The organism is Sphingobacterium sp. InxBP1, assembly GCF_026191775.1.
In the GTDB taxonomy this organism is placed as follows: Bacteria; Bacteroidota; Bacteroidia; order Sphingobacteriales; family Sphingobacteriaceae; genus Sphingobacterium; species Sphingobacterium thalpophilum.
Genome location: NZ_JAINDX010000035.1, coordinates 1 through 19,703 on the forward strand (window position 1 = coordinate 1; position 19,703 = coordinate 19,703).

Below are 19,703 nucleotides of genomic sequence, written 5' to 3' on the forward strand. Positions count from 1 at the left end.
GCAGCAGCCCGCCCTCCCTTGCGGAGTGGTGCAAAGATAGAAACTTTTGGAACAAACTTCCAAGACTTTTGTCCTTATTTTTTTTGTTTTTGCCCTAACACGCTGGACAGGTGCACGATTGTTTTTCAAACTTGCTGCGCCGGGACCGCAAACAGGGTCCGAAAGCACGACAAGCTGCCCGGAGCCGGGCGCAGTTCTACCGGAAAGCCGAACCGGACAGCAGAGGGCAGAGCAGCCAGCTCCCAGGAAAAATGGACGGGCGTTTGAGACGGGGCCGGAAAATCCGGCCCGGGGCAAACGATATGAACGGAAAGACTTCGGCCGATAAATAGCAAACGTACTGATACAAGCAACTGCAGTATCCCAATCAGTTTACAGCATTTTGCCCCTACTCCTAACTAAATTTCACCAAGTTATGCCTAAATTCTGCATTAATAGGGATATAACAGCGGGTTAACAGGGGGTTAACAGGGGTATTATAGGGGTGTACCCTTGTTAATCCCTTGTTATATCCTTGTAAAACTACTATAAATCTGGTTTTATTGCTGAAATTGATAGGAAATTATTCAGAAATTAATATACACTTGGCCGACAATCCGCCTTACAATTTAAACTTTACCTTTCTGAGGTCGTATCGCAGTTTTAAGTTAATACCATCTAATTTAGTATATTCGTATCCGGAAAAATCACATAAGTCAATCTTTGGAACAAACTCTTCAAAGTTTATTACATCGATATACAAAGAAGATATACGCAATTCAGCAATCTAAAACGAGTATGACAACCTTCCCCCTATCTGGCATCGCTGGCAAGGCAGGCACATTGGCGAAATTCAGTGCCGCATTGACGGCAACAGCGAAATTTCCGGCATTATTTCTTGGTCATGGAAGTCCTATGAATGCCATTGAAGACAACGAATTTGTACAAGGTTTCAAAGCCATAGGCCAAACCTTTGAAAAGCCAAAAGCAATGCTTGTGATCTCTGCCCATTGGGAAACACGTGGAACATATGTTACTGCGATGGAGCATCCTAGCACCATACATGACTTTAGCGGCTTTCCCCGGGCTTTATTTGATGTGCAATATCCTGCCCCCGGCAGCCCTTCACTGGCAATAGAGACACAGCGTCTGGTTACAAGAACGCCTGTACACCTAGACGAAAAATGGGGACTGGATCATGGTTCCTGGTCGGTCGTAAAACACCTTTATCCGCTTGCCGACGTCCCCGTCATACAGATGAGCATTGATTATACACAACCAGCGTCTTACCATTATGAAATTGCCAAACAGCTGGCTGCCCTCCGAAATAAAGGTATATTGATTATCGGAAGCGGCAACATGGTCCACAATCTCAGGATGGTCGACTGGGACAAACTCCATAGCTCAGGATACGCCTACGAATGGGCAGCGATAGCAAATGAGAGAATGAAAACATTTATCCAGAACGGCAACCATCAGGCATTGATCGACTTTAGAAAACAGGGGCGTGAATTTGACCTTGCCATCCCTACGCCTGAACATTATATACCTTTGATCTACACATTGGCGCTGCAGGAAAAAAATGAAGACCTGCTCCTCTTCAACGATAATTCGGTCGCTGGTTCACTCTATATGACATCTTTAAAGATAGGCTAAACGGAAATGGATACGCCTAGACAAGGAGACCACTAGCCTGCCACAGCTTTTTCCCAATATCCTTTGATACCAGCAACGAGTTCGGTATCTTTGTTTTAAGGTAAAAAGATACCGAAAACCCTCATGGCAACAAAACCCATTATCGAAATAGAATACTGTCCTAAATGCAATTGGATGCTGCGCGCTGCCTATATGGCTCAGGAAGTATTAAGCTCATTTACTGAAGACGTATACGGCGTAACGCTTGTCCCGAGTGAAATTGCCGGCCGTTATACAGTACGTGTAGATGGCAACGAAATCTTCGACCGGAAGAGAGAAGGCCGCTTTCCGGAAATCAAAGAACTGAAACAGCTGATACGTAATGTTGTTGCACCCGAAAAGTCCCTCGGCCATTCGGACAAAACCGTCTAACCATTCTCTGGTTTAGCATAAATCGGATTTTAGGAGTGTCTTGTTCTTCGCAACTTTGTATAAACTAAAAGGACAATCATGACTATTCAGCAAGAAGTAGATTTTCAACGTATCGCCAAGGCAATTCATTTCTTACAAAATAACTATAAGACGCAACCCAGCTTGGCACAGATCGCTTCTCACGTTTATATGAGTGAAGCACATTTCCAGCGAATGTTTACCTCTTGGGCTGGAACTAGCCCCAAGAAGTTTCTTCAATATATTAGCTTAAACCACGCCAAATCCTTATTGAAGGAGAATAACATCGCTGAAACGACATTTCAGCTGGGACTGTCCAGCAGCAGCAGGCTGCACGAACTGTTTATCAACATCGAAGGCATGTCTCCGGCTGAGTACAGAAATGAAGGCGCAAATCTGTTAATTTCCTATAATTACTATCAAACGCTTTTTGGTCCAATTATCATTGCCTCCACTCCCAAAGGAATCTGCCACATCGCATATGAGGAAGATCATATAGCTGCTTTCGAAATCCTGCGACAGCGATTTCCAAAAGCAAACTTTAGGCTTGAAAGCGATAGCATGCACGGGAGCGCATTAAAAGCGTTAAACCCTCAAAACAACGATCTGAGTCTCGTAAAGCTGCATCTGAAGGGTACAGAGTTTCAATTGAAAGTATGGGAAGCATTACTAAAAATCCCTATGGGCAATTTAAGCACCTATGGCTCCATTGCGGCACAGATCGGAAAACCAACGGCATCCAGGGCGGTCGGCACGGCAGTGGGAAGTAACCCCATCGCCTATCTCATCCCTTGTCACCGTGTGATTCAGAACAGTGGCATTTTTGGTGGCTACCGCTGGGATCCGATGCGAAAAACAGCGATGATCGGCTGGGAAGGCTTGTACACTGCCATATAAAGGACTTAACTTAATAGAGATATCATGGAACTTTTCGACAACCTATTTGATAGTAATAAAAACCTGCTTCCTTATGACGGTACTGCCAATTACTATGGTAAGATATTGAACGATCAGCAGGCTAACCAGTATTTTGATTTGCTGCTTCGCTCCATTCAATGGGTCAATGACCGGGCTGTCATCTTTGGGAATGAAATCATCACCAAACGTAAAGTCGCCTGGTACGGCGAGCGTGCGTTTGAATACACTTATTCCAATACGACTAAAAAAGCCCTGCCCTGGACAAAGGAGCTGCTTGAACTGAAAGCCCTTGCCGAAGCGCACACGAAAGAGACTTACAACTCCTGTTTACTTAATCTCTATCACAACGGCGATGAGGGTATGGCCTGGCATAGTGACGGAGAAAAAGACCTGAAAAAGAATGGTGCCATTGCTTCCTTGAGCTTTGGAGCCGAACGCAAGTTTGCATTTAAGCACAAGACGACAAAGGAAAAAGTCGAACTTACATTGGGAAATGGCAGCCTTCTGGTCATGAAGGACCGTACGCAGACCTATTGGTTGCACCGCCTACCTCCTACTAAAAAGGTACTTGAACCGCGGATCAACTTGACATTCAGAACCATTGACAACCTCCAAACGTCATAACTGGCAAAGGTCCCGTGTGAGGATCTTGTGCCGGCCATTCCACTGGTCCCCATGGCCGGCACAAAGCTACCTGTTAATCTACATTTTGCCAGCTATTATCTTTGGCCGTGTAGTCCATAAACACACCGCCATCCAATGTTATGTTCTGAACCTTCTTAGAAGATGTCCAAGTGATAATAGCTCGTTTTTCATCCTGCTGCCAGATTGCAGGGGTCTGATGCTTGGTCTCCACCGATCCGTCCGCATAGGTAATCTTCACCTCGAAAGGAACAGCAAATCCGCCCACATTGGCAATAGTCAGCTTTTTGTTGTGACCGGATTGGTCAAAGCTATCCACCTTTAAATCTATATAGTGATTGCTAAAATACCAGTTCTTCCAAAACCAGTTCAGGTTTTGGCCCGCACCAGCATTGATACTATAAAAGAAGTCCCATGGGGTGGGGTGTTTGCCGTGCCAAAGATCCATATAATGATGCAGGGCCTTTTTAAACACCACATCACCCAAGTAATCCCGCAAGGCGATATAAGATAACGCAGCTTTGATATAGGCGTTGTTGCCGTAGCCCAATCCATTCAGTTGCGAGGTCATGGTTATCAGCGGCTGATCTTCTTCTGCTGAAGGATCAAAGATATAACGCTTTACACGAGAGTCCTTGAAAAGTTCTTTGTTTTTTTCTTCGCCGATTTCGGCATTACCGATCCAATATTCCAGGGCTGTGGCCCAACCCTCATCCATATATCCATAGCGGGTTTCGTTGATCCCCATATAAAATGGGAAATACGTATGTGCAATTTCATGATCGGCGGTCTGACGGGCATCAACAAAATTGTCCGGTACACTGGAATCATTGATCATCATGGGATATTCCATATCGGCGAAACCTTGCACTGCAGTCATCGTTGGATACGGGTACGTGACTCCGGGCCAGTTGTTCGAAAACCACTCAATGCAGTACTGCTGCCAGCCTATATACTGTTCAAAATCGGGTGTCCCGGCAACATAGCTGGACTGTACACTTACACGTTTGCTTCCCAAGTCCACACTGGAAGCGTCCCAAATGTAATTGTCACTCACACTGAAACAAAAATCAGAGACATAGCTTGCCTTAAATTTCCAGCTATTCCACTCATGCTGCGCCGTTACCTTACCTGCTTTCATCTCTGCTGCTGTTGCGACATGTATGACCGCATCAGTATGCTTTGACTTTTCAAAACGGGCCAGTATAGGTTGCTGCAATACTTCTGCTGCATTCTGAAGCTCGCCTGTTGCCCATACAACAAAGTTTTTGGGAACAGTTATCGTCACTTGATAATCGTTGAAATCATTGTAAAACTCCTGTCTGCCATTGTGCTCCAAAAGATCCCAGCCATTATAATCGTCATATACCGACACGCGTGGATAAGCATAGGCACAATAAAATGTTGATTCGTTGAGCATTCCATCGCGGTCACTTTCGGCTGAAAGTGGATATTCCCAGCTGATCTCCAAGGTTGATATACTTCCCGGGAGCATTTTTTGTGCAAAATCAGTCAATTTCACCGTGCCCCAGTCCTGACTGTTCACCTGATAAGCCTGCCCATTGAGCTTCAATGATGTAATCTTCAAACCGGAGGTCAGATAGTCGTCCGAAGCATAGTTGGCCCGGACGGCATTCGGCTTATGTACATTATTGACGAACCGGATGGCCAACTTGGTCAAGGTATCGGGGCTGTTGTTCGAATATTGGATAGTTTCACTCCCAGTCACTTTCCTTTTAGCAGGATCCAGCCTAAAACTGATATTATATTTACCGAAGTTCTGCCAATATTTTTTGCCCGGCGCACCATTTGCCGCCCGCGTACCCTTTTCCATCGCCACCCTAATATTACGGGGGGTATATAGATCCTGTGCTTGCGCATAGCCTGCTGATAACAGTAATGCCATACTGCAGTAACGTATCGTTGATTTTATCATATATTCCGAATTACATCACCAAAACTAAGATAAATTCCCACTAATTTGCAAGTTTATTGTCAGGGTTTCCGAGGGAGTTTACCCTAATACTATCACGCAATAGTGTATCCATCCGTACAGCGGCCGCACATGTGCGGGATAATAGGCGGAATTTTGTGCAAAGCACTCACCTTAATAGCCATCCTCGCCGTAAAACAATTTTGGTATTTTCGACGTTTAGTTTGGAGATAAACCCGAATATATGCAGCATTATTTACGATATACATATTTAATCACTTTTTGCTTCTCCATCTTCTGTTTTTTATTATTCCCGATTCGGGCGGATGCTCAATCTGCACACGAAACAGACTCGACGCTACTATATAAGCATCAGCGTGATTCCATATTGGCGAGCCAATACGACATATCGGACCTTATTGGTCGAATTATCCATCCCAAACGAAAAAGAGAAAGGTCCAGTAAACGCTCACCGATCACATTGATGCCAAACGTCGCCTATAATCCAACAATTGGCGGACAGATCGGCATAAAAGCTGTTGCAGGCAAAGTACTGGGGGACCCAAAGACAACGACAATGTCCATTGCAGCCACATCGGCATCTATCACAACAAAAAACATTATGGTCTTTTATATCAGCCACAATGTTTTTACGCCAAATAACAAACTCAATTTTCAAGGTGCATTTGCCTTGGTGAAGATGGTCGCTCTGGATGCCGGACTGGGTATGACTCCGCATGGCAAATGGACCAATGAAGACGAAGAAGTACTGGCGAATCCCGAACATAGGAAATACGGAGCCAAATACAATGCCTTTACATTCAACGAAAAAGTGTATAAACGAGTGGCCGATGGTCTATTCCTTGGTGCTGGCCTGGCTTTTGACCTCCGCCGCAAAATTACGAGCAGCGGCCCCTTGGGTGATGTTACGCCCAATACCATTTACACCCAGAAACATGGATTTTCTCCCGATAGTTATAATTCCAACGGAGTGCTGTTAAACATGCAGTATACGACCAGAGACAATCCCAATAGGCCGTATAAAGGTATTTATTCCGATGTCGGCATTCGGTGGAACACTACAATCTTGGGCAGCAGTAAAAACGCTGTGCAGCTGACCACCGATTTCCGCAAATATTTCAGCCTCTCAAAGTCGGACCCAGCACATATATTAGCATTCTGGTACTGGGGTTCCTACAAATTAGGAGGTACCCTTCCCTACTTTGATTTGCCCGGCACGGGAAGAGATGCAGCAGTGCGGACAGGACGCGGCTATACCATCGGTTATTTCAAAGGAATTTCTTTTGCATATGCCGAAGCTGAGTACCGTTTCCCTATTTTAAAAAACCGCTTTCTGAGCGGTGCAGCTTTCTTCAACCTGCAAAGCGCAAGCGATGAACTGGGCACCAAACTGTTTGAAAGATGGCAGCCGGGCGGGGGCGCAGGACTGCGGGTTCTGTTCAATAAGGCCACCCGGACGAATCTCTGCTTGGATTATGCCATCGGAAAATATGGGTCACGCGGCTTTTTCCTAGGCCTGAACGAAGCTTTCTAATTTAGGGGATCCTGAAACTTCTTGCATAAAATGATTAAATTAGCCGAGATTGTTGTTATCAAAAGCGGGTGACAGCAGGCGTTTTCTTCTCGCCTTCAGGGAGGCAGAGATGCAGTGTAAGCAACCTTAACTTTGAAATGAAAAAATATTATTTTCTTGCTGTGGCCTGTCTCAGCAGCAAGCTATATGCACAAATGGCAGACAGCAGCAGCTATAGGCTTGACTCTGTAGAAATCAAAGCTTATTTCAACAAGCAGCCCCTGCTCTGGCTGACTTCTTCAGCTGCTGTACTACGCTCGCAGACACTGCTGGCACAGCAATCGCCTTCACTGGTATCTGCGATGAATACCGTGCCCGGAATCCGTATGGAGGAACGGTCTCCGGGCAGCTATCGTTTGGCCTTGCGCGGCAGTATGATCCGCTCGCCCTTTGGTGTGCGCAATGTAAAAATCTATCTGGACGACTTTCCACTCACGGATGCAGGGGGCAACACTTATCTCAACTTGATCGACCCCTACTCCATCGATCAGATAAATATATTAAAAGGACCGGATGGTTCCCTTTATGGGGCCAATTCGGGCGGCGTGATATCCCTATACAGCAAAGGTTTTAATAGAACCACCGGCCCAAAGGCGGACTTGCAGGTCACCGGAGGTTCTTATGGTCTTGTGCAACAGCAGCTCAGTGTTGTCCTACCTGTAAATGCGACCCAGCAGCTCGCTGTCAACCAAAGCTGGACACGCAGCGACGGTTATAGGCAACATTCAAACCTAAACAAGAAGACTCTCCAATTAAATTACAACTGGCAATATGCCAAACAGGCTGAATTGAAATTCACAGGTTTATATGCCGATTTGGACTATCAGACACCGGGAGGACTGACACTCGCCCAACTAGAGAGCGACCGACGGCAATCGCGGCCTAAGGGCGGACCTAACCCCGGCGCGGCGGAACAGGAAGCAGCCATCTATGACAAAACATTTTTTGGAGGTATCAGCAACCAAATCAACGTCAATTCAAAATTAACTTTGTTTGCAAATATTTTTGGATCATCCAACCTGATCAAGAATCCATTTATAACCAATTATGAAAAGCGGAATGAGAAAAATCTGGGAACAAAAATATACCTATCCTACACCGACGTGATCACAAAGAGCCTGAGCTATGAATTCCAATTCGGGGTGGAGGCACAAAAAGGCTGGTATGATATCGATAATTATGATAATAATGGAGGGCAAACGGGAAATCCTCAGGCCAAGGACGAACTGGAAAACAGGCAACGCGCATTCTTTGCCCGCACACAACTGGAATGGATGGAGCGGCTGCAGCTAGAGTTATCCATTGGATTGAATGGCAATAAGCTCGGCTACCAACAGCAGTATCCACTCGAACAAGATCGTGCGACAGCAATAGACTTTGGTAATACCTGGATGCCCCGCGCTGCAGCCTCCTATTTAATCAATCCGTCATTGGCGGTTAGAGCTTCGGTTTCGAAGGGATTTTCAGCACCGACCATCGCTGAAGTTCGGTCGTCCGACAACCTATTCAATGCCGACCTGCTACCCGAAACTGGCACCAATCATGAACTCGGATTCCGGTGGCACTTATGGAACCGCCGGCTGGCACTCGACGCCGCAGTCTATAGTTATCAAATGGACAATGCCATCATCAGGCAGGTCCGCGAGAGCGGTGCGGAGTATTTTCAGAATGCCGGAAAAATTGGCCAAAAAGGTATTGAAGCGTCCGTCATGGCCTATCTGATCGTGCCACGCAAGGATGGTCCTATCCGCAGTGTACAAATGTCGAGCAACTTTTCCTTCCATGATTATGTGTTCAGCGATTATAAGGTAGCCGATAAAGATTATAGTGGCAACAGACTGACAGCAGTGCCCAAGACGGTCTGGGTAAATACATTGCGTATGCTGTTCCCAGAGGGGGTTCAGCTGGATGTACTTTCCAATCTAACAGGAAGACTACCGTTGGATGATGCAAATACCGTATATGCAGACCGTTATCATCTCCTGCAAGGAAAAATATCCTGGACGAAATCCGTAAGAGCAGGCCATAAAATTGTGCTATTTGCGGGGGCAGACAATGTATTGAACCAAAAATATAGTCTCGGCAACGATATTAACGCTTTTGGGGGCCGTTATTTTAATCCAGCGCCTTTACGAAATTACTATGGTGGCATGAGCTTTAACTTTTAACTATGGACTTCCACGAACACAGCTTATCGACAATAGATTTTAAGATCATCAGCCGCTATTCATATTTTCCGTGGATGGATACCTCCAGTTCATCTAGCCAGGTCAATCCTGTCGCAATTGAGCTAAACCGCGGCATATTCTACGTACAGGACCAATATACTCGCTTCCAAGTGATGGTCGTACACCAACCACCGATCACGACCGTCTTTTGTAATTGTAGTCAGAAAGGCTTTTGCAGTCATCAGAAAGCTACATTGACGAAGTTGTTTGGGCAGGAAAGCTGGCTTTCGTTTTTCGATTCACAGCGCTATGGCAAGCTGTTACAAAAAGTAGCTTCACAGTATGGGCTCGAAAATGAAATGTCGCTGGAGCAGTACTTTGGAGCAGAAATCCGCGATGGTGAGCTGCAATTTGTGCTGAAGGACAAACAGCTGACCTCCGTTGACGATTTTGACCTTCTGGAACCAGTGACAGCAGCCGCACTACCAGCGGATGAAGAACAGCACAGTTTTATTGTTCTGACACGTAGCCGCTATTACCGGCATTTACAGGTGCGGCTTTGCCAGGCACCACTTGCGAAATCGGGAGCGCCCAAAAACCCTGTTTCTGTCAAAGACAGCCAAATAGGTATCTGGCGCACCAATGCGGTGGAAGAAACGCAATTTTTTACAGCGGTCAGCCAGCTGGCTCAACCTATTCTCCAACAGGAACAAGATATTGTGCCGGCTTTGAAGGCGCTCGTTAGGAACCCGCTTTCTTTGCCTTTTTATCTCCACGACTTTGATAAGGGAGAACATATCACCGCCAGCGCACTGTCTCCAATACAGATCAGCCTGCACAAAGGCGAAATACAGCTCAGCATCGAACAGGATAAAACCTTTTACACCATCCGGGGGAAATGGTGTATCCATGGTATCGCCTATAATCTGCAGGACATTAACATTGTTTTCGACCATTTCATTATGGTCAACAAGCAGCTTTATCTGTTGGACGACAAAATTCATCTGAAGCTCTTTCGCCTATTCATACAAAAGGGCCAATGCCTACGGGTACACCAAAGCAAGTTCAATGCATTTAGCAAGCTTTTTTTGGATCCTCTCGCAAATACAGTGGAATTGCGGTTCAAGGATATTCCCAAAGCAAACAAGCTGCAGCTAAAGGAAAACCTCTATTATCAGGATATGCAGCCCTTGCTTTTTCTAGAGGAATCAGAAGATTTCGTAAATATTATTCCGGTCATGCGTTATGGAGATGTGGAAGTCCCGATACTCAGCAAGCGGAACATATTCGGGACGGATACCAAGGGAAAACAGTTTTTGGTGGACCGCAAGAAAGAGGCGGAAAGCAAAGTCATAGCGCTGCTGCTAAAACAGCACCCCTATTTTCAGGAACAATTGGATGAGGGCAGCTTTCAGCATTTCTACCTGCACCGTAGGTATTTTTTAGATAAGGACTGGTTTTTGGAAGCGTTTGATGAATGGCATAGGCAAGGAATTCATATTATTGGATTCAATACGTTACGTGGCAATAAGTTAAGCCGCTTTAAGGGGAAGATACACGTAGAGGTGCTAAGTGGTCTGAACTGGTTCAACGCAACAATACAGGTCCAGTTTGGCCCAAAAAGCGTTTCGCTCAAGAAGATGGAAAAAGCTGTCCGCAACCGTTCTCAATTTATCACCTTGGATGACGGGACTTTGGGGATTTTACCAACGGAATGGTTAGACAAATTTGAAGGCTACTTTAGTGCTGCGACGGTCGTCGAGGATTCATCTATCCAGATTCCCAAATATCGGTTTAACGAGATCGACAGCATCTTCGATCCGAACGAGCTTGATCAATCCGTATCAGACGAACTAAAAAGTCTTCGCCACCGGCTTTCCTCTTGGGCAGCTCTCCCGCCAACCGAAATCCCCGACAGCTTCAAAGGAACCCTGCGCCCCTATCAGCAACAAGGAGTACAATGGCTTAGCATTCTGGATCAGCTCCATTTTGGCGCATGTCTCGCTGATGACATGGGGCTTGGAAAAACCGTACAGGTTTTGGCTTTTCTGTCCCTACAAAAGAAATTGGGACACGCTGACCCTACGCTTCTGGTGCTTCCCACAACCTTAATTTTCAATTGGAGGCGTGAAATCCAGCAATTTCTCCCGTCGTTTGAGGTTCTTGTACTGGATGGCAGTAAACGGCTATCAATGACCGGCCAGCTCGCCAATGCTGATATCGCACTGATCTCCTATCATAATCTACTGACGGACATCAATGTACTGAAAAAATATACATTCAACTACGTAATACTCGACGAGTCCCAGCAAATTAAAAATCCAGATTCGCAACGCTATAAAGCGGTCAACTTATTACGTTCGAGAAACCGGATCATTTTAACGGGCACGCCCATTGAGAATAATACCATGGACTTGTTTTCGCAGATTTCTTTTATTGTCCCCGGGCTCTTGGGAGATAAAAAATATTTTAAGGACGTCTATACCATGCCTATTGATGCTTTTCACGACCGAAAGAGAAAACAAATGTTGCGCGAAAAAATCAGGCCTTTTATCCTTCGCAGAACCAAGCAGGATGTACTGGAGGATCTTCCGGCAAAAAATGAGCTTGTGCTGTACTGCGAAATGAAGACCGCCCAGCGGCGTATCTACGATCTCTACGAAAAGGAATTCCGCGAATTTATCTCAGCCAAAGACGGTGACGAAATTAGAAAGAGTCCCATGCACGTTCTTAAGGGCCTGACAAAATTGCGCCAGATCTGCAATTCAAGCAAACTGCTCCAAGGCGAGGAGCTAACTGTGGCTGAGGACTCTGCTAAGATCGAAATGCTGGTCGAACAAATCCAGCATAAAAAGGAACAGCATAAAATCATCGTGTTCTCACAGTTTGTCAGTATGCTCGATCTCATTCGCCATGCACTGAACAAAAACGGTATTCCCACACTCATGATGACTGGCCAATCCAAAAATCGGGGTCAGCTGGTGAGCGAGTTCCAGTCTAACCAGGACTTACGGGTATTTCTCATCAGTTTAAAAGCTGGTGGTACAGGGCTGAATCTGACGGCTGCCGATGTGGTCTACCTAGTGGATCCCTGGTGGAATCCGGCTGTAGAGCAACAGGCCATCGACCGCATCTATCGCATAGGGCAGCAAAAGCAGGTCACTGCCGTTCGACTGATCAGCCCCGATACAGTTGAAGACAAAATACAGCAGCTCCAACAGCATAAAAAAGAAATTAGCAGCAGTATCCTTGAGGAAGGGGGAAGTTTAAACACATTTTATCTGGATAGAGACTACTTGCTCGATATACTTCACAACAGTCTCTAAACTAAAAAAGGGACAGATGTCCCTTTTTATTACTGCGCTTCCGCTGATTTACTTTTTATCCGAAAGATAGGTCTTATTGCCATTTGCGTTCATATAATAACGACCTCCTTTTGGACCAGCGTAGACGGTATGTCCATTATATTTTTCGCGTGTTGCTCTGTCTGCATGTACAGCCGTCTCTTTTTTTACTGCTGTAATTGTTTTTTGCGTTTTGTTCACTTCTTGTTTCACCGCTTTTTCTGTGCCTGCGGTATGGACAGGCTCTTTCGCGCTAACCTTTTTTGTCTGCGTTACCTGTGGTTTCAATGCAGCATTTTTCTTTTCGGCCGTCGCTGTTGGTGCTTTTTTTGCTTTTGCCTCCGACGTGGTTATCCCCTTGGTTAATATGGCTGTTTTGTGTTCAGTCTTTTTAGCTGCTTTTTCTATTTTCTTTGGAGCAGTCTGTGCATAGGATTGTCCTAATCCTAATACGCCCATCACGGCTAACGCAGCTGTGATGTTCTTGAAACGATTTATTGCTTTCATAACGCAATTGTTATTTAAATAGTCGAAAATAAATGTGCAATACGAATGCCATAACGAGTTTGCGAACGATCCGCAACCACCTTTTAACGTAACTTTAACTTTGAGTAGGGTTACTTGATTAACTTCTTTTGATATTTGGAATCGATAATATATTTTTCACCTTTTGCATCGATAAAAACTGGTTTCCCATCATGTCGTTCTTGGGTCTTTCTATCAAGTGCAACGCGATAGACTGCACCTGAAGATGAAGATACGTAAGCTATGGTATCTGTCTGGCGCTCGCGGTGAGCATGATTTCCCCCAAACTCCGAAACATTGAAGACCTTTTTGGTTGCCTTCGCCTTTAGCGTCGCTCCGGTATGCAGGTGTGCGTTTTCTGCTGAAGCAGTATACACTACATCAGGGTCGCTATCATTCGGCTGCATTATTATCGGGTAAAAAGGGTCTATCCAACGCTGTACGAAACGGGAATCCATACCGATACTGCCAAAAGACAGTAACTGCTGACCCTTCGTCTTCCCTGCCCAAATTAAAATCGGCAGGAGAAGCACACAACGCTTTAGGAATATGAATTCAACTCTGACCATACTTTTTTTCACTTATCTTTCATGTACTTTCAATTTAAATGCCATTAGTTTCTGACGAGGAAGGTTTAACATATATTTAACTACATAAGAATAAATAGTTTGATATTTAACTGTTTTATATTTAACTTTGCACTATGAAAAACGAAATGATCAATCCCGTAAAACCTTTGGTGGATAGTATCATTGCTCTAAGAACAAGCTTAAAACAATATTACATCCAAAAAATTAAGGAGCAGCAACTAGATATTACGTACGAAATGCTGCAGGTGCTGGCGGTACTCTGGAAAAGAGAGCAGATGAATCAGCAGGATATCGCAGCTGCTATCCAAAAAAATAAAGCCAGTGTCACACCACTCATCGACAATCTATGTAAACGTGAACTGGTGAAACGTGTCAGTGATCCCAACGACCGGCGCAACAATCTCATAGAACTGACGGACAAAGGCCACGCTTATAGAGCGCTGCTCAATCCGGTACAACAAGATCTTTACGCATCAATTTTAAGGGAAATTCCTCCACAGCAAGTCTCGGAAATCACGGAGCTCCTGGAGAGGTTGGCCCGTATCATTGGCGCCCAATAATGCGGGCGTGAGATTAATTAAAAGTTGTAGAACAGTAACGATGAGCCATGAATAATCCAACATTAAGTGAGAAAGAGATAAAAAGAAGAAGAAGGATATGGGTAATTAATAGCATATCCGCTTTAGTGATCGCCGTAACTATCATTTGGGGCGTTATGGTCTTCTTCCACATCAACGAATCTGTTTATACAGACGACGCGCAGGTGGACGCCCATATTACACCGATCAATGCCCGCATCAGCGGTTATATCAAAGATATCCGATTTGAAGAGCATCAAAAAGTACATCGGGGTGACACACTTGTCATCCTGGATGATTCGGAGTACAGGATTCTATTGCAGAATGCAAGGGCGGCGTGGTCGGATGCCAAAGCCAACCGGACCGTAGTCCGATCAGGAATAGCTATTGCCAACAACAGCACCACGATTGTGAACGCTAACATCGAGGAGATGAAAGCACGTCTGGACAACATGGAGGCCAATTACAGGAGATACGCAAGTCTCGTGAAGGACGAAGCAGTAACGCGTTATCAGTTTGATCAGATCAAGGCAGAATATGAGGCAATGGCGGCTAAATACAAGGCCTTGCTTGCCCAGCAACAGACATCAAAACTCAGCACACGTGAATCGGAGCAAAAATTGTCAGTAAATGATGCGTCATTACAACGGGCACAGGCTGCCATTGATCTGGCAAAGCTAAATCTTTCCTACACCGTCATTACCGCCCCATATGATGGGGTACTGGGCAGACGGACTATTGAGCAAGGGCAGCTCGTTCAGAATGGAACACCCCTCGTTCATATCGTACGTGATGAACAAAAGTGGATCACGGCCAACTATACCGAGCGTCAGATGAAAAACATACAGATCGGGAAAAAAGTGAGTATTGAAATGGACGCCCTGCCCGGAAAGACCTTTGAAGGTGAGGTCATAGCCATTTCAGAAGCAACTGGCTCAAAATATGCTGCCGTCCCCGTCGATAATTCCACCGGCAATTTCGTTAAAGTACAACAGCGTATTCCAGTACGGATCAATTTTACAGCGGCCAATGCCAAGTCCGATTTAGATCTGCTCCGCGCCGGCATGAATGCCATCATACGTGTTAAATAAATCATGAGAGATCGAATTTTCAGAGATTGGGTCTCCCCTCGTTGGGAACTCTTCTTGCTATTTATACTTAATATTATATTCTCCTTTAATAACGGGATTCCATCCTCCATCAACACCTATGTGATGAATGGTTACGCTGGTATCAGTGCTGACCTCAGCATGGCAACATACTGTTATTATGCCGGTATGGTGTGCGCTATTCCTTTGGTATTTCGCCTATTCAAGCTCAGTCCGAAGAAAGCTGTGCTGATTGTTTGTATTGTTATCCTGCTTTTTTCCAATATGATTCTCGAACATGCGAGCAATGGTATTAATATTTGCATGGCCACGTTTTTTGTGGGAAGCGCCAAGATGATTGTCACCATGGCTATTATTGGAGAGATGATTCCATTTTTAATGCCGCGAGGTGAGCGCTATCAGCTGTATGCCGTGTATTATCCAATGACGATGATCATACCAGCCCTGGCGAGCTATATCGCCGCCCGTTTAGCTGGCGTATTCTACTGGGAAGCTGTATTTTTATTTCAGAACATACTATTAGGCATTGGCCTACTGATCTGCATTCTGTTTATGCAGTCCTCCCAGTTCAAAAGAATTCCATTATACCAGTACGACTGGTTTGGCAATATCCTGCTTTGCATTTCCTTACTGAATCTTTCGTATTTTACGACTTATGGATTGACACAAAACTGGCTCCATTCTCCTAGGATCCTGATAACGGGTCTTGCCAGCATAGCGTTCCTCGTCCTATTTGTCAACCGAAGTCTGCTCATCAGGAAGTCCCTCATGAATTTTAGCTCGTTCGCTTCCAGGATTCTGCCCATTTCGGTCGTAACCATATTTTTGTTCGGGATTTTTTATAGTTCCACCTCACTCTACACCTCTTTATTAAATATTACGCTGGGTGTCAACCCCGAAGAAACGGCTGCAGTAAACACCTATGTGATACCGGGCTATATCCTCGGTACAGGGATAGCGTACCTATATTTCAGGATCACGAAAAAATGCAAGTTCATCCTGGCCTTCTCTGCTCTATGCTATACGCTATCCTGCTTTTTCTTCGCCCATATTGTCAGCTCTGAAGCCGCACAGTCACTCTTTTGGCTACCCATGATTCTTAGAGGCATGGGCGTTATCACGTCCTATATCGGCATCGGCGTCTATATGGCGGGCAATATTCCATCCAGATACTATCTCTCCGGCCTGGTATTCCTGATACTTACCCGGTCATTTCTGGTGCCCGTGATATGGGCCAATGTGCTTGCGAATGGATATTATAGACTACAGCTTATACACGCAAACCATCTCGCCACACTTATGGATAAGACCAGCGTTTTTATAGCCGGACATGCCAGCCTGGGTAAAACGGTACAAATACAATCCTCGCTGTTGGCGATCCGTGACAGCTATAACTGGCTTTTTATAGCGGGACTGTTGCTGACTTTCATCATCTTGATCTTCCCTTTTCATTCGTCATCCATCCGAAAAGTTTTCGACTGGCGGAATCGGAATACAGCAAAAGATGCTCAGCAGATACCAGTATCTTAATCTAACTGATATAGATCTCGGTTATATATTTAAATACAATTTTCTCGGATATGGCGTACCTGTCAAAAAGAACATGCAGTTCATCGTAGAGACTTTTGTTTTCTGTCTGGTTTTTCGGGAAATAGGACGAAGACCTTACTCTACCCAAGAAAGACCGGAGATCAAAGATTTGCTGGTTGGGAAGCGATACTTTAATCATAGGTCGCGGAGCAAGAAACTCCTGTATATCCTGATCCGAAATATGCTTATGCGTCAGGGATCGGTAGTTGGGGATATGATCGCATAAAAACTGTTCGTATTCCTGCTGAAATGCATCCTCGGGGTCGCGCTGGTTCCAAGCCAGTACGATATGACCATTCTTTGCCAGGATTCGATCGAATTCGACACGACAGGCGTTACGGTCAAACCAGTGAAAAGACTGTCCCGCAAAAATGAGATCGACGCATCCCGGCTCAATCGAGGTGTCTTCGGCAGTAGCATTCAAGGCGATGAGATTTCTATACGTCTTAAAATGGTGTACCAGAGATTCCCGCATCTGCCTATTGGGTTCTACAGCAAAAACATCATTTCCATTCTCCAGGAATAACTGGGTAGACAGCCCTGTGCCGCTGCCGATATCGGCAACTAGCCACTTTTTGTTCAAACCTATACGCTCTTTAAGAATCTGAATAATTTCTTTCGGATAACTGGGCCTATATCTTTCGTAGTCTACGACCCTGTCAGTAAACCGCTCAATACTGTTTTTATTCATATAGATTTACTATAGCTAATCAATTATTCCTTCGTCTCTGAAACTAAAATAACCGTTGTCTGTATAAATGAGATGATCATTTACTCTAATATCCATAATTTTTGATGCAGCCACAATTTTTTGCGTCAGAATTCTGTCAGCATTGCTCGGTTGGAGGGTGCCGGAAGGATGATTGTGTACCAAAACGATACTGTGCGCTTTGACCGTCAGTGCATTACGCAAAATAATGCGTACATCGACCGGTGTAAAATCATTTCCACCACGGCCGATAAGCTGTTGATCCAAAAGTTTACAACCGGTATTGAGATAAAGTGCCCAGAACTCTTCATGTGGCAGATCCTGTAATATGGGTTTCACATAATCATATACACGCTTGCTACTATTCAAGGTTTTTTTTTCCTCTGTGGGAGCATCTTTTTTACGTCGGCCTAGTTCAAGCGCGGCAACAATCGCAATCGCTTTTGCTTCGCCGATCCCTTTATAGCGACTCAGTTCTTTGACCTCCATCGTCGAAAGAATATGTAGACTATTTTTCGCGTCGGCGAGTATACGTCTGCATAGGGCTACAGCACTTTCGTCTGTGGATCCCGATCCGATCAGGATCGCCAATAACTCGGCGTCAGAGAGAGCTCTGCGTCCTTGGCTCAACAATTTTTCGCGTGGACGGTCCGCTTCTGACCATTCCCGAATGACTAATTTTTGCAGATTTGACATCACAGTTCACAACAATTGGCTAATAATCCTAAAGATATAAAATATTTAGGATTATTTGTCCGGACAAATAAACTTGCTACAGAAAGAACTAAAAAAAATTTGGCAGCCCTGATTTTACTTCTCAATTCAGTCCGAAATCTTATCTTTGTATTTGATAAAAATTTTGAACATGAGTAAAGCGATTATTAAAACAGAAAAAGGCGACATGACTGTGGAATTCTACACAGCAGATGCTCCAAATACAGTAGCGAATTTTATTAAACTTGCCAAATCCGGTTATTACGACGGTCTGGCTTTTCACCGTGTTATCCCTGATTTCGTCATTCAGGGCGGTTGCCCTAACTCACGCGAAGGTGCTACAGGTATTCCAGGGACAGGTGGTCCTGGCTATAAAATCGACTGCGAGTTAACCGGAGAAAACCAATACCACGACAGAGGCGTATTGTCCATGGCGCATGCTGGGCGCAACACTGGCGGTTCACAGTTTTTTATCTGCCATAGCCGCAATAATACGGCTCACTTGGACCGTAACCATACTTGTTTTGGAAAAGTAATCGAAAACGTTGATATAGTGGACGATATCAGACAAGGAGATCGTATATTATCAGTTGAAGTAATCGAAGATTAATTTCCGGACATTTAAAAGAAATTTAAAATGAATTTAAGAGCATTAGTATCTGTTACTGGTAAGCCAGGCTTGTTTAAACTGGTGGGACAAAATAAAGGCGGTTTCATTCTGGAAACATTGGACCAAGCTAAAATTAAAACTGTGGTGAGTCTGTCCTCAACCAAAATGGCTACATTGGAAGACATCACCATATACGGTGAAGAAGAAGAAATTCGTCTTTTGGATGTGTTTGAGACGATCAAAGAAAAAGGGATGACACTGCCCGATACGAAATCCGATGGCGTGACATTGCGGAATTTCTTTCGTGAAGTTGCTCCGGGCCATGATGAATCCCGTGTATATACTTCTGATATCAAAAAAATTATTACCTGGTACAATATCATCAAGGAATTTCCTTTGTTTGAAGAAGAAGCTCCTGCTCCATTAATGTAATCCGTCATTGCATTATCAACAGGAATTACAATAAATGCCTCCATAAGCGTGCCGCTTATGGAGGCATTTTGTTTTATTTTGTTCCAGGATTTTCGTATGCTGCCCCACTTCAGCTTTCGGCCGAGGAAATAAGCAGTCGGCCGGCACGAGGCGGATGGTCGTAAGCAAGAATGCGTCTTGTAT

The 19,703-nt window shown here is 44.8% G+C and carries 18 protein-coding genes; 13 read left to right on the plus strand and 5 right to left on the minus strand.

Going from position 1 to position 19,703, the window contains the following annotated elements; translation table 11 throughout:
* The first annotated feature begins 110 nt into the window (after positions 1-110).
* The 5 genes from K7A41_RS00810 (at position 111) to K7A41_RS00830 (ending at position 3,606) form a co-directional block, all read left to right on the plus strand.
* Entirely contained in the window at positions 111-332 is a 222-nt protein-coding gene (locus K7A41_RS00810; RefSeq protein WP_265712194.1) for a hypothetical protein, read from the plus strand.
* 445 nt (positions 333-777) lie between these two features.
* Positions 778-1,635, plus strand: coding sequence for a 4,5-DOPA dioxygenase extradiol (gene ygiD, locus K7A41_RS00815; protein ID WP_265712195.1), 858 nt, complete (start codon positions 778-780; stop codon positions 1,633-1,635).
* 123 nt (positions 1,636-1,758) lie between these two features.
* A complete protein-coding gene (locus tag K7A41_RS00820) occupies positions 1,759-2,046 on the plus strand; it encodes a SelT/SelW/SelH family protein (RefSeq protein ID WP_051607223.1) in 288 nt (95 codons plus the stop codon).
* 78 nt (positions 2,047-2,124) lie between these two features.
* Positions 2,125-2,961, plus strand: coding sequence for a methylated-DNA--[protein]-cysteine S-methyltransferase (locus tag K7A41_RS00825; RefSeq protein ID WP_028071402.1), 837 nt, complete (start codon positions 2,125-2,127; stop codon positions 2,959-2,961).
* A 24-nt stretch (positions 2,962-2,985) separates the two neighbouring features.
* Positions 2,986-3,606, plus strand: a complete 621-nt coding sequence (locus K7A41_RS00830; protein ID WP_028071401.1) for an alpha-ketoglutarate-dependent dioxygenase AlkB family protein — start codon at positions 2,986-2,988, stop codon at positions 3,604-3,606.
* Between the two features lie 73 nt (positions 3,607-3,679).
* Here K7A41_RS00830 and K7A41_RS00835 read toward each other — a convergent pair whose 3' ends face one another.
* Positions 3,680-5,530 (minus strand): M1 family metallopeptidase, encoded by a 1,851-nt coding sequence (locus K7A41_RS00835; RefSeq protein WP_265712196.1) that lies wholly within the window; start codon positions 5,528-5,530, stop codon positions 3,680-3,682.
* Positions 5,531-5,801: 271 nt separating this feature from the next.
* Between K7A41_RS00835 and K7A41_RS00840 the strand changes: the two genes are divergently transcribed.
* From K7A41_RS00840 to K7A41_RS00850, 3 genes are all read left to right on the plus strand, one after another.
* Entirely contained in the window at positions 5,802-7,112 is a 1,311-nt protein-coding gene (locus K7A41_RS00840) for a BamA/TamA family outer membrane protein (RefSeq protein ID WP_265712197.1), read from the plus strand.
* Positions 7,113-7,249: 137 nt separating this feature from the next.
* Positions 7,250-9,319, plus strand: coding sequence for a TonB-dependent receptor (locus tag K7A41_RS00845; RefSeq protein WP_265712198.1), 2,070 nt, complete (start codon positions 7,250-7,252; stop codon positions 9,317-9,319).
* Between the two features lie 2 nt (positions 9,320-9,321).
* Positions 9,322-12,645 (plus strand): DEAD/DEAH box helicase, encoded by a 3,324-nt coding sequence (locus tag K7A41_RS00850; RefSeq protein WP_265712199.1) that lies wholly within the window; start codon positions 9,322-9,324, stop codon positions 12,643-12,645.
* Positions 12,646-12,693: 48 nt separating this feature from the next.
* On the opposite strand, the gene K7A41_RS00855 is transcribed toward K7A41_RS00850, so the two are convergent.
* Positions 12,694-13,170, minus strand: coding sequence for a hypothetical protein (locus K7A41_RS00855; protein ID WP_265712200.1), 477 nt, complete (start codon positions 13,168-13,170; stop codon positions 12,694-12,696).
* 110 nt (positions 13,171-13,280) lie between these two features.
* Entirely contained in the window at positions 13,281-13,757 is a 477-nt protein-coding gene (locus K7A41_RS00860; protein ID WP_265712201.1) for a hypothetical protein, read from the minus strand.
* Positions 13,758-13,891: 134 nt separating this feature from the next.
* Between K7A41_RS00860 and K7A41_RS00865 the strand changes: the two genes are divergently transcribed.
* The 3 genes from K7A41_RS00865 to K7A41_RS00875 are packed head-to-tail and all read left to right on the plus strand — an operon-like array spanning position 13,892 to position 16,995.
* Positions 13,892-14,338: a MarR family winged helix-turn-helix transcriptional regulator gene (locus K7A41_RS00865; protein ID WP_265712202.1), complete on the plus strand. Its 447-nt coding sequence runs from the start codon at positions 13,892-13,894 to the stop codon at positions 14,336-14,338.
* A gap of 47 nt (positions 14,339-14,385) precedes the next feature.
* Positions 14,386-15,447 carry an HlyD family secretion protein gene (locus K7A41_RS00870; protein WP_265712203.1) on the plus strand — a complete coding sequence of 354 codons (1,062 nt, stop codon included), beginning with the start codon at positions 14,386-14,388 and terminating at the stop codon, positions 15,445-15,447.
* Between the two features lie 3 nt (positions 15,448-15,450).
* Positions 15,451-16,995: an MFS transporter gene (locus tag K7A41_RS00875; RefSeq protein WP_265712204.1), complete on the plus strand. Its 1,545-nt coding sequence runs from the start codon at positions 15,451-15,453 to the stop codon at positions 16,993-16,995.
* A gap of 1 nt (position 16,996) precedes the next feature.
* On the opposite strand, the gene K7A41_RS00880 is transcribed toward K7A41_RS00875, so the two are convergent.
* Together K7A41_RS00880 and radC are read right to left on the minus strand one after the other, a co-directional pair.
* On the minus strand, positions 16,997-17,746 hold the full coding sequence (locus K7A41_RS00880) for a class I SAM-dependent methyltransferase (RefSeq protein WP_265712205.1): 750 nt from the start codon (positions 17,744-17,746) through the stop codon (positions 16,997-16,999).
* Between the two features lie 15 nt (positions 17,747-17,761).
* A complete protein-coding gene (radC, locus tag K7A41_RS00885; RefSeq protein ID WP_265712206.1) occupies positions 17,762-18,460 on the minus strand; it encodes a RadC family protein in 699 nt (232 codons plus the stop codon).
* A gap of 169 nt (positions 18,461-18,629) precedes the next feature.
* Between radC and K7A41_RS00890 the strand changes: the two genes are divergently transcribed.
* Positions 18,630-19,088, plus strand: coding sequence for a peptidylprolyl isomerase (locus tag K7A41_RS00890; RefSeq protein WP_265712207.1), 459 nt, complete (start codon positions 18,630-18,632; stop codon positions 19,086-19,088).
* A 27-nt stretch (positions 19,089-19,115) separates the two neighbouring features.
* The gene (locus K7A41_RS00895; RefSeq protein ID WP_265712208.1) at positions 19,116-19,520 is read left to right on the plus strand and encodes a DUF5606 domain-containing protein; all 405 of its coding nucleotides are present in this window, start codon (positions 19,116-19,118) and stop codon (positions 19,518-19,520) included.
* Positions 19,521-19,703: the final 183 nt, after the last annotated feature.